This window comes from Paenibacillus artemisiicola, from assembly GCF_017652985.1.
Classification (GTDB): domain Bacteria; phylum Bacillota; class Bacilli; order Paenibacillales; family Paenibacillaceae; genus Paenibacillus_Z; species Paenibacillus_Z artemisiicola.
Genome location: NZ_JAGGDJ010000030.1, coordinates 35,034 through 51,694 on the forward strand (window position 1 = coordinate 35,034; position 16,661 = coordinate 51,694).

10 protein-coding genes are annotated in these 16,661 nt (G+C 62.3%); 8 read left to right on the forward strand and 2 right to left on the reverse strand.

The window, feature by feature from the left end:
* Nucleotides 1-87 precede the first annotated feature (87 nt).
* Nucleotides 88-1,503 (forward strand): argininosuccinate lyase, encoded by a 1,416-nt coding sequence (argH, locus tag I8J29_RS24030; RefSeq protein WP_208849965.1) that lies wholly within the window; start codon nucleotides 88-90, stop codon nucleotides 1,501-1,503.
* 319 nt (nucleotides 1,504-1,822) lie between these two features.
* Here argH and I8J29_RS24035 read toward each other — a convergent pair whose 3' ends face one another.
* Nucleotides 1,823-3,304 (reverse strand): VanW family protein, encoded by a 1,482-nt coding sequence (locus I8J29_RS24035; protein WP_208849966.1) that lies wholly within the window; start codon nucleotides 3,302-3,304, stop codon nucleotides 1,823-1,825.
* Nucleotides 3,305-3,537: 233 nt separating this feature from the next.
* Between I8J29_RS24035 and ftsE the strand changes: the two genes are divergently transcribed.
* The 7 genes from ftsE (at nucleotide 3,538) to uvrA (ending at nucleotide 14,630) form a co-directional block, all read left to right on the forward strand.
* A complete protein-coding gene (ftsE, locus tag I8J29_RS24040) occupies nucleotides 3,538-4,224 on the forward strand; it encodes a cell division ATP-binding protein FtsE (protein ID WP_208849967.1) in 687 nt (228 codons plus the stop codon).
* Entirely contained in the window at nucleotides 4,214-5,131 is a 918-nt protein-coding gene (ftsX, locus tag I8J29_RS24045) for a permease-like cell division protein FtsX (RefSeq protein ID WP_090642650.1), read from the forward strand. The genes ftsE and ftsX overlap by 11 nt, the downstream gene beginning before the upstream one ends.
* A gap of 10 nt (nucleotides 5,132-5,141) precedes the next feature.
* On the forward strand, nucleotides 5,142-6,323 hold the full coding sequence (locus tag I8J29_RS24050; protein ID WP_338113270.1) for a murein hydrolase activator EnvC family protein: 1,182 nt from the start codon (nucleotides 5,142-5,144) through the stop codon (nucleotides 6,321-6,323).
* A 164-nt stretch (nucleotides 6,324-6,487) separates the two neighbouring features.
* Nucleotides 6,488-7,933 (forward strand): S41 family peptidase, encoded by a 1,446-nt coding sequence (locus tag I8J29_RS24055; RefSeq protein ID WP_338113271.1) that lies wholly within the window; start codon nucleotides 6,488-6,490, stop codon nucleotides 7,931-7,933.
* A gap of 156 nt (nucleotides 7,934-8,089) precedes the next feature.
* Nucleotides 8,090-9,394, forward strand: coding sequence for a PDZ domain-containing protein (locus I8J29_RS24060; protein WP_338113272.1), 1,305 nt, complete (start codon nucleotides 8,090-8,092; stop codon nucleotides 9,392-9,394).
* 325 nt (nucleotides 9,395-9,719) lie between these two features.
* The gene (uvrB, locus tag I8J29_RS24065) at nucleotides 9,720-11,723 is read left to right on the forward strand and encodes an excinuclease ABC subunit UvrB (protein WP_208849968.1); all 2,004 of its coding nucleotides are present in this window, start codon (nucleotides 9,720-9,722) and stop codon (nucleotides 11,721-11,723) included.
* A gap of 21 nt (nucleotides 11,724-11,744) precedes the next feature.
* Nucleotides 11,745-14,630, forward strand: a complete 2,886-nt coding sequence (gene uvrA, locus I8J29_RS24070; RefSeq protein WP_208849969.1) for an excinuclease ABC subunit UvrA — start codon at nucleotides 11,745-11,747, stop codon at nucleotides 14,628-14,630.
* A gap of 128 nt (nucleotides 14,631-14,758) precedes the next feature.
* Here uvrA and I8J29_RS24075 read toward each other — a convergent pair whose 3' ends face one another.
* On the reverse strand, nucleotides 14,759-16,369 hold the full coding sequence (locus tag I8J29_RS24075) for a nitrite/sulfite reductase (protein ID WP_208849970.1): 1,611 nt from the start codon (nucleotides 16,367-16,369) through the stop codon (nucleotides 14,759-14,761).
* Nucleotides 16,370-16,661: the final 292 nt, after the last annotated feature.

The following is a 16,661-nucleotide window of genomic DNA, read 5'->3' on the forward strand; positions in this document are numbered from 1 at the left end:
GCCGCCTTTCGCAGACCCGGCCCGGTGCGCCGCACCGGGCCGGGTCGTTCGGCAGTACGGGAAGAACCGACAAAGGAGTGCACCTGAGTGAGCAAATTATGGGGCGGCCGGTTTACCAAGAAAACCGACCAACTGGTGGAAGAATACACGGCTTCGATCACGTTCGACAAAGAGCTGGCGGAGGAGGACATCCAAGGCAGCCTCGCGCACGTCACGATGCTCGGCAAGCAGGGCATCCTGCCGGCCGCGGACGTGGAGGCGATCAAGGACGGTCTTCACCGCGTCCTGCAGCGCATCAAGCGCAACGATTTGGAATTTTCCGTCGCGGACGAAGACATCCACATGAACATCGAGAAGACGCTGATCGACGACGTCGGGCCGGTCGGCGGCAAGCTGCACACGGGCCGCAGCCGCAACGACCAGGTCGCGACGGACATGCACCTGTACCTGCGCAAGCGCGTCGTCGAGTTCGTCGACCTGCTGCATAAGCTGAGGGAGGCGCTCGTGTCGCAGGCGAAAGCGAATCTCGACACGATCGTGCCGGGCTACACGCATCTGCAGCGCGCGCAGCCGATCCTGTTCGCGCATCACCTGATGGCGTACGTGAGCATGTTCGGCCGCGACATCGAACGGCTGCAGGACAGCTACAAGCGCGTCAACACGCTGCCGCTGGGCGCCGGCGCGCTGGCGGGCACGACGTTCCCGATCGACCGCCATTTCGTGGCAAGCCAGCTCAAGTTCGACCGCGTCTACGAGAACAGCCTCGACGCCGTCAGCGACCGCGACTTCATCCTGGAGTTCCTGTCGCAGGCGTCGATTATCATGATGCACCTGTCGCGCCTGAGCGAGGAGCTGATCCTTTGGTCGAGCACGGAGTTCCGGTTCGTCGAGCTGGACGACGCGTTCTGCACGGGGAGCAGCATCATGCCGCAGAAGAAGAATCCGGACGTGCCGGAGCTCGTCCGCGGCAAGACGGGCCGCGTTTACGGCAATCTCGTCGGCCTGCTGACGGTGCTGAAGTCGCTGCCGCTGGCGTACAACAAGGACATGCAGGAAGACAAGGAAGGCATGTTCGACACGGTCCGCACGCTGCAGGGCGCGCTTCAGCTGTTCGCGCCGATGATCGCGACGATGAAGGTCAACAAGGACCGGATGCGCCAGGCCGTGAACCAGGACTTCTCCAACGCGACGGATATCGCCGACTTCCTCGTGGGCAAAGGGCTGCCGTTCCGCCAAGCGCACGAAGTCATCGGCAAAACGGTGCTGTACTGCATCCAGCAGGGCAAATATCTGCTCGACCTGACGCTGGACGAGTTCAAGCAGTTCTCCTCGCTGTTCGACGACCGGATCTACGCCGTCCTGCAGCCGGAGAACGTCGTGAACGCCCGCGACGTCTACGGCGGCACGGCGACGAAGCAGGTCGCGGAAGCGATCGGCCGCGCCGAAGGCGAGCTGGCCGAAACCGCGGCATGGGTCGCGGAATACGCCGAGCGCAGCCGCTAAGCCAAGCGGCCGCGGGCAGCGATAAAGCCCCGTCCGGGACCGGCCCTTCATGGGGCCGGCCCCGCGACGGGGCTTTTTGCCGTGCGGCGGGAACCGGCGCCGGGCAAGAACCGACGGAGCGCAAGAACCAACGTCGCGCGAGAACCGGCGCGCGCGAGGCCGCGCGGCTGCCGGCGAGCGCGGCGCGGCCGTACATGCCAGGCGTCGCCGCCGAAGCTGCGTGCTTGCACGGCGTTGCCTTACAACCGCGGGGCGCCGCCGAACTCGCTCGCTTGCCTGAGGGTCGCCGTGCAAGCCGTCGACGCCGCCGCCAAGCCGTTTACTCCGCCACGCCGTCCTCGAGCAGCGGCTTTTCGCCGGAATGGCCGTCCGGATGGACCTGCTCCGGCGCCACGGCGTACACGGACGGCTGCGCCTTGTACGTGTCCCGCGATACGCGGCTCGTGGCGACGACCTTGCCGTTTACGAGCTTGGAGCGGTACGTCTCGACCACGTAGCCGGATTTGCCGGACGCGAGCAGTTGGCGGGAGCCCGGATGCAGCGAGGGGCGCGGCACTTCTTTGACGGCCGGCGCGATCGTGCCGACCGTCTTGGACGAGATCGTATAGCGGACGTTTTGGGGCATCGTGCCGAACAGCTTCACGGTCAAATGGCGGCCTTCCGCTTCCGTGCGGATGACGATCGTTTTGCCGGTCGTGTTTTTGAACCGGAAATTGATCGCGCCTTCCGCGAACGTGGCGTCCCGGCCCATCGGCAGGTAGGCGACGGGCAGCGAATGGTTGCGCCGCTCGACCAGCTCGAGTCCCGCCCGCAGCACCGCGTTATACAGCGTGCTGGATACCTGGCAGATCCCGCCGCCCACGCCGTCGACGAATTCGCCGTTCAGGATGACGGGCGCGGCGCGGTAGCCGTATTTTTCGTTCGTGGCCGCCACCACTTTGCTGTAATCGAAGACTTCGCCCGGCGCGAGCACCCAGTCGTTCAGCGTGCGCGCCGTCACGTCAACATTATAGGCGCGGCCGGCGCCGCTCGTCTTGAAGTCCGTCGAGAAGGAGGCGATCCTGCGTTCGACGCCTTGGGCCTTCAGCCGGTCAAGCGTGACGGCGGGATGGACGACCTTCAGCTTGACGGACAGGGAGAGGGGCGCGAGCGTTCCGTCCCATCCTTGCGCGAGCGCCTGCTCCACCGTCCGCACCGCCGTCTTGAACATCGCGTCCGCATCCAGCACATAGGCGTCCTTATGCGCCGTATAGACGACCCGGTCGTCCGCGGTGATCGTTCGTTTCGCGTTCACGGGCTCGCCGGCGTCCAAATAGCCCCATTGGCTGCGGATCCGCTTCTCGAACGCCGCTTGGTTCCAGCTGACGCCGACGCTCAGCCGGTCCGGAAACTGCCACCGGGCTTTCGCGCGCGTCCAGACGCCGCCCGTCTCCAGCGTCGCGAGCGCCGCTTCGGCGGCCTTCGTATCGACGGACAGGCCGAGCTCGGCCAGCGTCCACGTCGTCTTCTTCGCGCCCGCGGTTCCGCCGTCCACGGTCAGCTTGAGCTGACTGAGCGCGGTCTTCCGCTCGAGAAGCTTTTGCTTGGCCGCGGCGAGGTCCAGACCGCCGAGCCGGACGGCCGCGTCGCTCGCGAGCGCGGTCGAACCCTTCGCGGGACCGGCGCCGCCGATCGTCACGGCCAGCGGCTTGGGCACGGAATGCTGCGAAGCGTACACCCAGACGCCGCCCCACCCGGCGGAGAACAGCAGCAGGCAGGCGACGAGCAGCGTCCAGGCGAGATGGAGGCTTTTGATTTTCATTGGCGTCAACTCCTTGGGCGGGGGTCTCTTCATGTATATGCACGTCCAAGGCGGTTTTTGCATACGGGTTTGCAAACCGTGCGTTTGTCGAAAAATCTTCGTCCTCCATCCCCGAAACCGCGCGATCCCCTTGATGAGAAATATGAAAAAATGCAGAATGTGGGACTTTCGTAGAGGATTTCGCCTGCTTCTGTCGAATACCTAGAAGCTGACTACCTACAGGATGTGATATCGTGATCGAGCTTCAAGACATTTGGAAAACGTACGCGGACGGCACTCATGCGCTGCGCGGCGTTTCCGTTCTCATAGAGCGCAATGAATTCGTTTATCTGGTAGGGCCCTCCGGGGCGGGAAAGTCCACCTTCATGAAACTGATCTACCGCGAGGAAATCCCGACCAAAGGGCAGATCTCCGTCAACGGATTCAACATCGGCAAGCTGAAGCCGCGCAAAATCCCGTTCGTCCGCCGGAACATCGGCGTGATTTTCCAGGATTACCGCCTGCTTCCGAAGCTGACGGCCTGTGAAAACATCGCCTTCGCCATGGAGGTCATCGAAGCGCCGAGACGCATCATCAAGAAACGGACGATGGAGGTGCTCGAGCTCGTCGGCCTGCGCGGGAAGCACAACAGCCTGCCGCAGCAGCTGTCCGGGGGCGAGCAGCAGCGCGTCGCCATCGCGCGCGCCATCATCAATAATCCGTCCGTCATCGTGGCGGACGAGCCGACGGGCAACCTCGATCCCGAGACCTCGTGGGGCATCATGAACCTGCTCGAAGAGATCAATTTCCGCGGCACCACCATCATCATGGCCACGCATAACAAAGAGATCGTGAACACGCTCCGCAAGCGCGTCCTCGCCATCGAGAACGGTTCGATCGTGCGCGACGAAGCGAGAGGGGAGTACGGGTATGAAAATTAGCACCGTCCTCCGGCATTTCCGCGAGGGGTTGAAGAACGTCGTGCGCAACGGCTGGATGACCTTCGCCTCCGTGAGCTCCATCGTCATCTCGCTGTTCATCCTCGGCGTGTTCCTCCTGCTCGCGATGAACGTCAACGTCCTGGCGGGCCAGATCGAGAGCCAGGTTCAGATCCGGGTCTACCTGCAGCTCGATACGCCGGAGGCGAAGATCGGCGAGCTCAAGAACGCCATCGGCAACATGCCCGAAGTGAAGAAAGTGACGTTCGTGTCCAAGGAACAGGGGCTCGAGGACTTGCGCAAGAGCATCGGCGCCGACGGCACGGATCTGCTCGAAGGCTACGACGAGACGAACAACCCGCTGCCGGATTCCTTCACGGTGGACGTTTTCGATCCGCAGAACATCGCGTACGCGGCGAAGAAGATCGACGCCCTCGGCAACGCGGATGCCGCCAAGCCGTTCACGAGCGTGAAGTACGGCAAGGGGACGGTCGAGAAGCTGTTCCGGATCACGAACGCCGTCCGCAACATCGGCCTGGTCATCGTGGCGGGGCTGGCCCTGACGGCGATGTTCCTCATCTCCAACACGATCAAAACGACGATTCTGGCGCGGCGCCGCGAAATCGGCATCATGAAGCTCGTGGGCGCGACCAACAACTTCATCCGGTGGCCGTTCTTCATCGAAGGGGCGCTCATCGGCTTCATCGGCGCGGCGGTCACGGTCGCCGGCCTGCTGCTCGGCTACTCGCAGCTCGTGGACGCTTCCCAATTCGAGCTCGGCCTCATGATGATCAAGCTCGTGACGCTGAAGGAAGCGGGTCTTACCGTATCGGCGGTCATTTTCGGGCTCGGCATGCTCATCGGCATTTGGGGAAGCACGCTGTCCGTACGCAAATATTTGAAAGTGTAGGAGTGTGACTGTGAACGTGAAGAAAGGCTTGCTGCTATTCGCGACGCTCGTGCTCGCGGGAGCCATCTTTCAACCGACGCCGGGCGAGGCGTCCTCGCAGCTGGACAAGATCAACAAGGAGCTCGCGCAGGTCCGCAAGGAGATGAGCGCGGCCACGCATAACCGCAACCAGGCGGACAAGGACAAGGCGTATATCCTGGAGATGAAGGACAAGACGGCGCAGTCCGTTACCGAAATCGTCTCCCAGATCAACGAAGTCGGCACCCAGCTGAATACGGTGCAAACCCAGATCGACGGCAAGGAAGCGGAAGTGCGGAAGACGGGCGAGGAGCTCCAGGCCGCGGAGGACCGGCTCCAGAAGCAGGACAAGCTGCTGAAGTCCCGCGTCCGCCTCATGTATACGAACGGCATCGTGTCCTACCTGGACGTGCTGCTCAGCGCGACGAGCTTCAGCGATTTCATCGACCGCATGGATTCGCTGTCCTCCATATTGGGGCAGGACAAGGAGATCCTCGCGAGCCGCAAGGAAGACAAGGCGCTCGTCGAGCAGAAGAAGCGGGAAGTCGAGAGCTCGCTGGCCGAAGTGAAGACGATGTACGGCAAGCTGGCAGACTACCACGAGCTGCTGAAGGACAAGGAACAGCAGAAGGAAGTCATGGTGCAGAAGTACAGCAGCCAGGCGGACGAGCTCGACGAGATCAGCTCGGACCAAGAGGAGCTGCTGATCCAGCTGGCGAAGAAGGTATCCGATCTGGAGGCGAAGAAAAACTCGCTCAAGGTCTACTACAATCCCGGCGGCAAGCTGGGCATGCCGCTTAAGGCCAACTGGCATTTGAGCTCGCCGTTCGGCTACCGCATCCACCCGATTACCGGCGCGAAGAAGCTGCATACCGGCATGGACATGGCGGTACCGAAGGGCACGCCGATCTACGCGGCCGAGTCCGGCCTCGTCATCGTCGCCCAATGGTGGAGCGACTACGGCAACTGCGTCATCATCGACCACGGCGGCGGCCTGTGGACCGTCTACGGCCATATCCGAGACGGCGGCATTCTGGTCGAGAAGGGCCAGCAGGTCAAGCGCGGCCAGAAGATCGCGGAGGTCGGCAGCACGGGCATGTCGACGGGCAACCATCTCCATTTCGAAGTCCGGCTGAACCAGAAAGCCGTCAATCCGGCGCCGTATCTGAAATAAATAGCAGGCCCGAGCCGTGCGCTCCGTGGCCGAACCGACGCGCCGCACCCAAGCAGCAAATAATTGGGTGCGGCTTGTCATATACTAGGAAAGTTGCGAATACGGACGCCGGCCGAACCGCCGGCGCGTGAAGGGGTGTTGACGTGCAGTTTAGAGGACGAACAGTGGCGGCGTTCATGTTGCTGACGATGGCGGCTTCCGTGCTGGTCACGCTGACCGTGGCGGACCGATTCATCGTCATCGGCGGCGAAGGAGCGGCCAGGGCGGCGGCGTCGGAATCGTCCGGATCATACGGACTCACCGAGAATGAGCTGCGGAAGCTGAATACCGTGCTCGGCTTGATCGAGACGAAATATTTCCGCGAGGTGGACCGGGCGAAGGTGCTCGACGGCGCGGCCAACGGCATGATGGAAGCGCTCGGCGATCCGTACTCGGTGTACATGCAGAAGGACGTGGCCAAGCAGTTCTCCGAAACGATCGAAGGCTCGTTCACGGGCATCGGCGCCGGCGTGCAGCTCAAGGACGGCAAGGTAACCGTGGAGTCGGCGATCAAGGGCTCCCCGGCGGAGCGCGCGGGCGTGCAGCCGAACGACGTGCTCGTGTCGGTCAACGGCGAGAAGCTGGCCGGCCTGCCGCTGAACGACGCCGTGGCGAAGATCCGCGGGCCGAAGGGCTCGAAGGTCAAGCTCGTCATCCAGCGCGCGGGCATGGCCAAGCCGCTGCAGCTGACGATCGTGCGCGACGACATCGATTACGAGACCGTCTACGCCCATCTGCGCGACGACGGCATCGGCGTCATCGAGATCCGCCAATTCTCGCTGAATACGGGAGAACGGTTCGCCGAGGAGCTGGACAAGCTGGAGAAGCAGCACATGAAGGGGCTCGTCATCGACGTGCGCGGCAATCCCGGCGGCGTGCTGCCGGTCGTAGTGTCGGTCGCGCAGCCGTTCGTGCCGAAGGGCGAGCCGATCGTGCAGGTGGAGGACAAGAGCGGCCACCGGGAGAAAACCGTGTCGAACGGGCCCGGGAAGAAATACCCCGTCGCGGTGCTCATCAACAAAGGGAGCGCCAGCGCCTCCGAAGTACTGGCCGGCGCGCTCAAGGAAGAGGCGCATGCCGTCCTCGTCGGCGAGACGTCGTTCGGCAAAGGCACGGTGCAGGTCAGCTACGACAAGCAGCTGGGCGACGGCAGCCTGGTCAAGATGACGATCGCCAAGTGGCTCACGCCGCTCGGCAATTGGGTGCACGAGAAAGGGCTCAAGCCGGACGTGGCCGTGCAGCCGCCGGATTACTACACCGCGGCGCGCATGTCCAAGACGAAGACGCTCACCCCGGACACGATCGACGAGGAGACGAAGAGCCTGCAGATCATGCTGGCGGGGCTCGGCTACAAGGTCGACCGCAAGGACGGCTTTTACAGCGCGGCGACGGCGAGCGGCGTCAAGGCGTTTCAGCAGAAGGAAGGCCTGCCGGTCACGGGCAATGCGGACAAGGCGACGGCGGAGAAGCTGGAGGAGCGGATCATCGCGAAGATCCGCGACGAGAACGGCGACACGCAGATGCGCAAAGCCGTGGAGGTGCTGGGCGCCAAGCTGGGGATTGCAAAATAATCCAGCAGGAAATCGAACCCGCGCGTCGAATAACAAGAAGGCTGAGCTTCCGCGCCATGCGGAACCGGCCTTCTTTCTTTTTTAGGCGGTTTATGCGGGATTTACATAGGGCGAACGACTCGCCGGCGCCGGCCGTTCATCTGGATGCACAAGGGAGTGAAGAACTTGGACGCGGTCATGGATGTGCTTCGCATGATGGGATCGGCGGCTCTCGGGCTGCTGTTGTCCCCGTTTTACTATATCGGCGTGATTTTGATCATGCTCCAATATTTCCGGCAGACGCGGCTGGAGCGCAAGCTGTTCCACGTGCGCCTGCACGCGTGGCCGAACCAGCTGGCGCGGACGATGCTCGCCGGTCTTGCCGTCGGCGTGCCGCTGTCCCTCGCGGGGTTGTTTCTCGGCGTCGCGGTCGACGGCGAAGCGGTGCTCTGGCTGTGGGGCACCGCGATCGTGCTGCTGCTCGTGCGCGTGCGCTACCTCTGCTTCGCCTACAGCGCGGGCATGCTCGGCCTGGCGCAGTGGGGGCTGGGCTTCACGGCGTTCGACGGGCGGAGCGATTGGATCGGCGAGGCGGTCCGTTCGATCGCCGGGCTGGACATTCCCGGCCTGCTCGTGCTCGTGGCGCTCATGCATCTCGCGGAAGGGCTGCTGATCCGCTGGCAGGGCGCGCGGTTCGCGAGCCCGCTGTTCCTCGAAGGCAAACGCGGCAAGCTGATCGGCGGCTACATGCTGCAGGGCTATTGGCCCGTGCCGATGCTGCTGCTCGTGCCGGCGGCCGCGGGAAGCGGGGATGCCGTCCACCTGCCGTGGTCGCTGCTGCTCGGCGGCGGCGGGACATGGAGCCACGGCGTGACGATGATCGGCTTTCCGATGATGATCGGCTTCTCGGAATTGACCCGCACGATGCTGCCCGGCGCGAAGACGCGCAGCTCCTCGAAGGCGCTGCTGGTTTACGGCGTTATCGTCGGCGCCGCGGCGATCGCGGCCTATTACTGGCCGCCGCTCCTGCTGGTTGCGGTGCTCTGCGCGCTGCTGCTGCACGAAGCGCTGGTCGCCGTCAGCTATTATAAGGAAGACTCGAACGCGCCGCTCTTCGTCCACGACGATCGCGGACTGCGGATTCTGGCCGTCATCCCGGGCACGCCGGCGGAAGCGATGGGCCTGCAGGCCGGAGAGATCATTCAGAAGGCGAACGGCGTCCGGGTACAGACGAAGGAAGAGCTGCACGCGGCGCTGTACTTGAACTCGGCCTTCTGCAAGCTCGAGGCGATCAACCTGGAAGGCCACGTGAAGTTCGTGCAGCGCGCGCGCTACGCGGGCGAGCATCATCAGCTCGGCGTCGTCCTCGCGCCGGACGATCAGGCGGCCTTTTACGCCGCGGCGTCGCCGGCGTCGCTGTTCGACCTGCTGCGGAAGCGGACGGCGCGGAGCCGAAACCGTTCGACGACGGCATCGATGTGAACGGGCGCCTTAGGGTCCCGGCCATGCCGCTCCGGCATGCGCCGGGGCTTTTTTTCTTGGGGCGAGGCGGCTTTTGGCATGCTTGGAAAGATGATCCGTCATTGCAACATGGGGGGCGACACGGTATAATAAGTAAGAATGGGAACACATATTCTTATGTCGATTGCCGCTTATCCGAGGCCGGCAGGCACCGGGCGCAGCGCGCGTTTGCGCATTCGGATCGGGCGTGTAATTTACTATAGTCCGTCTATTTTTTCGACCCATTATGGGCATACAGTTAATAGGATCATTCATAGAACTCATAGGATCGGGGTGTAGCGAATTCATGATCGAACAACGGGAGCAAGGCAAGCTCTTCGCGCTGAAATCCGATTATACGCCGCAAGGCGACCAGCCGGAGGCGATCCGGGAGCTCGTCGGCGGCGTGCGCGAGGGAGCGGTGCATCAGACGCTGCTCGGCGCGACCGGCACCGGCAAGACGTACACGATCGCCAATACGATCGCGAAGCTGAACCGGCCGACGCTCGTCATCGCGCATAATAAGACGCTTGCGGCGCAGCTGTGCAGCGAGTTCAAGGAGTTTTTTCCGGGTAACGCGGTTTCCTACTTCGTCAGTTACTACGATTATTATCAGCCGGAAGCCTACATCCCGTCCTCGGATACGTTCATCGAGAAGGATTCCAGCATCAACGACGAGATCGACAAGCTGCGGCACTCCGCCACGAGCTCGTTGTTCGAGCGGCGCGACGTCATCATCGTCGCCAGCGTTTCCTGCATCTACGGTCTCGGTTCGCCGATCGAGTACGGGAATTTGGTGCTGAGCCTGCGCGTGGGCATGGAGAAGCCGCGCGACGCGATTCTCCACAAGCTGGTCGACATCCAGTACCAGCGCAACGACATTAATTTCATCCGCGGCACGTTCCGCGTCCGCGGCGACATCGTCGAGATTTTTCCGGTGGCGAACAACGAGCGGGCGCTCCGCGTCGAGCTGTTCGGCGACGAGATCGAGCGCATTACCGAGATCGACGTCCTGACCGGCGAGATCGTCGGCGAACGCGACCACGTCGCGATTTTCCCGGCATCCCACTTCGTTACCCAGGAAGAGACGATGAAGGTCGCGATCAAGAATATCGAGCGCGAGCTGGAGGAACGGCTGGAAGAGCTGCGCGGGCAAGGCAAGCTGCTGGAAGCGCAGCGCCTGGAGCAGCGGACGCGCTACGACCTCGAGATGATGGCGGAGATGGGCTTCTGCAGCGGCATCGAGAACTACTCGGGTCCGCTCACGTTCCGCGAACGGGGCGCGACGCCGTATACGCTGATGGATTATTTTCCGGACGACATGCTCGTCGTCATCGACGAGTCCCACGTCACCATCCCGCAGATCCGCGCCATGTACAACGGCGACCGCGCGCGGAAGGAAGTGCTCGTCGAGCACGGCTTCCGGCTGCCGTCCGCCATGGACAACCGGCCGCTTCGCTTCGAGGAATTCGAAGGCAAGGTGAAGCAGGCGATCTACGTCTCCGCGACGCCGGGCCCTTACGAGATCGAGCATTGTCCGGAGATGATCCAGCAGATCATTCGTCCGACGGGCCTGCTGGATCCGATCATCGAAGTGCGCAAGACGAAAGGCCAGATCGACGACCTGCTCGTCGAGATCCGCGACCGGATCGCCAAGGACGAGCGCGTCCTGGTCACGACGCTGACGAAGAAGATGTCCGAGGACTTGACGGATTACCTCAAGGACGTCGGCATCAAGGTGCGCTATTTGCATTCCGACATCAAGACCCTGGAGCGGCTGGCGATTCTGCGCGATTTGCGGATGGGGACGTTCCACGTGCTCGTCGGGATCAACCTGCTGCGGGAAGGCTTGGACTTGCCGGAGGTGTCGCTCGTCGCGATTCTGGACGCCGACAAGGAGGGCTTCCTCCGCTCGGAGCGGTCGCTCATCCAGACGATCGGACGGGCGGCGCGGAACTCCGAGGGCCGGGTCATCATGTATGCGGACAAACACACGGATTCCATGAATACCGCCATCGCGGAGACGGAGCGCCGGCGCGCCATCCAAGTGGCGTACAACGAGAAGCACGGCGTTACGCCGCAGACGATCCGCAAGAAGGTGCACGACGTCATCGAAGCGACGAAGGCAGCCGAGCAGAAGAGCGATTATTTGACGGGCGTCGGCGTCGACAAGATGTCGAAGAAGGAGCGCCAGTCGCTGCTGCAGCGCCTGGAAGCGGAGATGAAGGAAGCCGCGAAGAGCCTGCAGTTCGAACGCGCCGCGGAGCTTCGCGACGCGCTGCTGGAGCTTAAAGCGGAGTTGGGCCTGTAGGCCGGGAGGAGAGGTAAGAACGTGGCTAGTGATTCGATCGTAATCAAAGGGGCGCGAGCCCATAATCTCAAGAACATCGACGTGACGATTCCCCGCGACAAATTCGTCGTGCTGACGGGCCTGAGCGGCTCCGGCAAGTCTTCCCTGGCCTTCGACACCATTTACGCGGAGGGGCAGCGCCGGTACGTGGAGTCGCTGTCCGCTTACGCGCGCCAATTCCTCGGCCAGATGGAGAAGCCGGACGTCGATTCCATCGACGGGCTCTCGCCGGCCATCTCCATCGACCAGAAGACGACGAGCCGGAACCCGCGTTCCACGGTCGGCACCGTAACGGAAATTTACGATTACCTGCGTCTGCTGTTCGCGCGCGTCGGCAAGCCGCACTGCCCGGATCACGGCATCGAGATCACGTCGCAGACCGTGGAGCAGATGGTCGACCGCATCATGGAATACCCGGAGCGGACGCGGCTGCAGATTCTGGCGCCGGTCGTATCCGGCCGCAAGGGCGAGCATTCCAAGCTGCTGGCGGACGTGCAGAAGCAGGGCTTCGTGCGGGTGCGCGTCAACGGCGAGCTCCGCGAGCTGAGCGAGAGCATCGAGCTGGAGAAGAACAAGAAGCATAACATCGAGGTCGTCGTCGACCGGATCGTGGTGAAGGAAGACATCCACAGCCGCTTGGCGGACTCGCTCGAGACCGCGCTCAAGCTGTCCGGCGGCCAGGTGCTCGTCGACGTCATGGAGAAGGAAGAGCTGTTGTTCAGCTCGAACCTGGCGTGTCCGGTGTGCGGCTTCAGCATCGACGAGCTGGCGCCGCGGATGTTCTCGTTCAACAGCCCGTACGGCGCTTGCCCGGACTGCGACGGCTTGGGGGCGAAGATGATCGTCGATCCGGACCTGCTCGTGCCGGACGGGTCCAAGTCGATCGCGGAAGGCGCCTTCGAGGCGTGGGCGGGCAGCACGTCCAACTATTACCCGCAGTTTCTGGACGCGGTGTGCAAGCACTTCGGGATCGCGCGGGACGTGCCGGTCGACGACCTGTCGCCGGAGCAGCTGAAGAAGCTGATGTACGGCACGGGCGGCGAACGCGTCCGCTTCCGGTACACCAACGACTTCGGCCACGCCAAGGAAGCGCTCGTGCCGTTCGAGGGCATCGTGAACAACCTGGAGCGCCGCTACCGGGAGACCGGCTCGGACGGCATCCGCGAATATATCGAGCAGTACATGAGCGCCAAGCCATGCTCCGGCTGCAAAGGACAGCGCCTGCGGAAGGAAAGCCTGGCGGTGACGATCGGCGGCGAGAACATCGCCTATGTGACGTCGCTCTCCATCGGCGAAGCGGATCGCTTCTTCAGCGAGCTCGGCCTGAACGAGAAGGAGATGCTGATCGCGCATCTCATCCTGAAAGAAATCAACAGCCGGCTCGGCTTCCTCGTGAACGTCGGCTTGGAATACTTGTCGCTCAGCCGCGCGGCGGGCACGCTCTCCGGCGGGGAAGCGCAGCGCATCCGGCTGGCGACGCAGATCGGCTCGAGCCTCATGGGCGTGCTGTACATTCTCGACGAGCCGAGCATCGGGCTTCATCAGCGCGACAACGACAAGCTCATTCAGACGCTGGAGCATATGCGCGACCTCGGCAATACGCTGATCGTCGTCGAGCATGACGAGGATACGATGCTCGCGAGCGACTACATCATCGATATCGGACCGGGCGCGGGCATCCACGGCGGACAAGTCGTCTCGATGGGTACGCCGAAGGAAGTCATGGCGGACGAACAGTCGCTGACCGGCGCTTACTTGAGCGGCCGCAAGTTCATCCCGGTTCCGCTGAAGCGGCGCGAGCCGAACGGCAAGTGGCTGGAAGTCCGCGGCGCCAAGGAGAACAACCTGCGCGGCGTCAACGTCAAGTTCCCACTCGGCGTGTTCACGGCGGTGACGGGCGTATCCGGCTCCGGCAAATCGACGCTGGTCAACGAAATCCTGTACAAGACGCTGGCGCGCGATCTCAACAAGGCGAAGGTCCGTCCCGGCGAGCATAAAGAAATCCGCGGCCTCGAGCACGTCGAGAAGGTCATCGACATCGACCAATCGCCGATCGGCCGGACGCCGCGCTCCAATCCGGCGACGTATACGGGCGTATTCGACGATATCCGCGATCTGTACGCCTCGACGAACGAAGCGAAGGTGCGGGGATACAAGAAGGGCCGCTTCAGTTTCAACGTGAAGGGCGGCCGCTGCGAATCGTGCCGCGGCGACGGCATCATCAAGATCGAGATGCACTTCCTGCCGGACGTCTATGTGCCTTGCGAAATCTGCAAAGGCAAACGGTATAACCGCGAGACGCTCGACGTGAAATACAAAGGCAAGAGCATTGCCGATCTGCTCGAGATGACGATCGAAGACGCGTGCGAGTTCTTCCGGAACGTGCCCCGGATCCACCGCAAGCTGCAGACGCTGCTGGACGTGGGCCTCGGCTACATGAATCTCGGTCAGCCGGCCACGACGCTCTCGGGCGGCGAGGCGCAGCGCGTGAAATTGGCGGCCGAGCTGTACCGTCGGAGCACCGGCAAGATGCTTTACATTCTCGACGAGCCGACGACGGGGCTGCATGTCGACGACATCGACCGGCTGCTCACCGTGCTTCATCGTCTGGTCGATTCGGGCGAATCCGTGCTCGTCATCGAGCATAACCTCGATGTCATCAAAACCGCCGATTATCTGGTCGACTTGGGTCCGGAGGGCGGCAAGAACGGCGGCTTGATCGTCGGCACCGGCACGCCGGAGGATGTGATCAAGGTTGATGGCTCTTATACGGGCCGGTACTTGAAGCCGATTCTGGACCGGGACCGCGAGCGTACGCTCGCGCAGCACCGCGAGGTGGAGCGGGTCGCGGCCGGAGCCGAACAATAAGCAAGCAGGCACGACTCTGCCTTCGCCTGGCGGCACGGCAGATCGTTCCGCCGGCCGACAAACTAAAACCGGGGACTCCGCACGAAGCGGAGTCCCCGGTTTTATTCGTATATAACATCCTTTTGGGATTAGCTTGCCAAAATTTCGGTCAGCTTCTCTTGGAAGGCCGGCACGCCGACGCGGTTGACGTAGTTGTGGAACGTCTCGCCGGATTCGCGTCCTTCTTTGTAGAAGTTGATCAGCTGCACGAGCACGCCGCCGAGGTCGTCGCCTTTGACGCGGCCCTTGAGCGATTGGTTAAACTTGGCGCCAGGGCCGAGGATGCCGCCGACCGCGATGTCGAACGCGTCGACCATGCCGTCCGGCGTCTTCACGAGCGCGCCCTGCAGGCCGATATCCGCGATATGCTTCTGGCCGCAGGCGTTCGGGCAGCCGATGAAGTGGATGCGGATCTTCTCGTCGAGCTGTACGTTCTCGTCCAGGAATTCCGCGACGCGGCGCGCGCGTTCTTTCGTCTCCACGACGGCCAGGTTGCAGAACTCGTTGCCCGTGCAGGACACGGTCCGGCTCATGAACGGCTTCGCGTTCGGGGATAGGCGCTGCAGCACCGGCAGTTGAAGCGCGGCTTCGACCTTGTCGTCCGGAACGCCGGCCAAGATGATGTTTTGCGACATCGTCGTCCGGATCGTGCCGTCGCCGAATTGATCGGCGGCATCCGCCAGCTGCTCCAGCTCCGAAGAGTTCGTGCGGCCGACCGGCACGTTCAGGCCGATGAAGTTCAAGCCTTTCTCCTTTTGCGGGTAGACGCCGTCGTAGTAGACGGCATTCCAGCCGACGATTTTGTTCTCGCCTTTAGTCGGCATGTCGCCGATGATCTCCTTCAGCTTCTCGAGGAACTTCTCCGGTCCCCAATCCGCCACGAGGAATTTCAGGCGGGCTTGGTGGCGTTTCTCGCGGTAGCCGTAGTCGCGGAAGATCGTCGTGACGCCGATCGAGACCTTCAGCACGTCTTCGGGACGCACGAACAGGTCGAGCTCCTTCGCCAAATGCGGCTTGGCGGACAGGCCGCCGCCGACGTAGACGTGGAAGCCGACGACTTCTTCGCCGTCGATGACTTTCGTCGCCGGCGCGAAGGCGAGGTCGTTGATTTCGGCATTGGCGTTGTTATAGATGTTGGAGGAAATGGACATTTTATATTTACGCGGCAGGTTGGAGAAGTCGCGGTTCAGTAGGTAGAAGTCGTTGACTTGCTCGACGATCTCCCGCGTGTCCATCAGCTCGTTCGGGTCGATGCCGGCAAGCGGATTGCCGACGATCGTGCGCGGGCAGTCGCCGCACGCTTCGTACGAATACAGGCCGACCGCTTCCAGGCGCTTGAAGATGTCCGGCAGGTTCTCGACCCTCAGCCAGTGGTACTGAATCGCTTGGCGCGTCGTGACGTCGATCAGGTCGCGGCCGTAGTCGCGGCCGATGGAAGCGATTGCGCGCGCTTGCGCGGATGTCATAATGCCGGTGTTTATCCGGATCCGCATCATGAAGTGGCCGTCCTTCGGTTTTTGCTCATAGACGCCCGCCCATTTGAACCGGTTCATGTCGTCCTCGGGGATGGAGGCATAGCCTTCCTTCGCATATTGGTCGATGATGGTGCGAATGACGTCGAGACCGTCCTTTTCCCGTTTGACGAACTCGAATTTATTCAATTTATCCGGGTTGTTCATCCATACGGCTTCATAGGCCATGGTTCATTGTTCCTCCTTGGGTGATGTAGCCCGGCCGTCACGGCCAGGGCCAATTCCGACGATTTTTGTATGAAATCATTACTTGAATCGTATCATACTTCCGGGTGACCGACAATGAAAAGCGGCGCCATACCTATAAGAGTTTGTTATATTTAGAAGGCCGATCGTTTATAATAAGCGAAACGTCTTCCGGAAAATGGTGACAAACTTGTTACGATTCCCAATTGCGGCTTGCAACGGACCCGTGATGAGGCTAACATAAGTAATATAGGCTACGTGCGAAAACGAAGGA

What these genes read in the sequence shown, in the direction of transcription:
- I8J29_RS24075 (WP_208849970.1), bottom strand. Translation starts at nt 16,369, where the DNA reads ATGGCCTATGAAGCCGTATGGATGAACAACCCGGATAAATTGAATAAA.
- uvrB (WP_208849968.1), top strand. Translation starts at nt 9,720, where the DNA reads ATGATCGAACAACGGGAGCAAGGCAAGCTCTTCGCGCTGAAATCCGAT.
- I8J29_RS24035 (WP_208849966.1), bottom strand. Translation starts at nt 3,304, where the DNA reads ATGAAAATCAAAAGCCTCCATCTCGCCTGGACGCTGCTCGTCGCCTGC.
- ftsX (WP_090642650.1), top strand. Translation starts at nt 4,214, where the DNA reads ATGAAAATTAGCACCGTCCTCCGGCATTTCCGCGAGGGGTTGAAGAAC.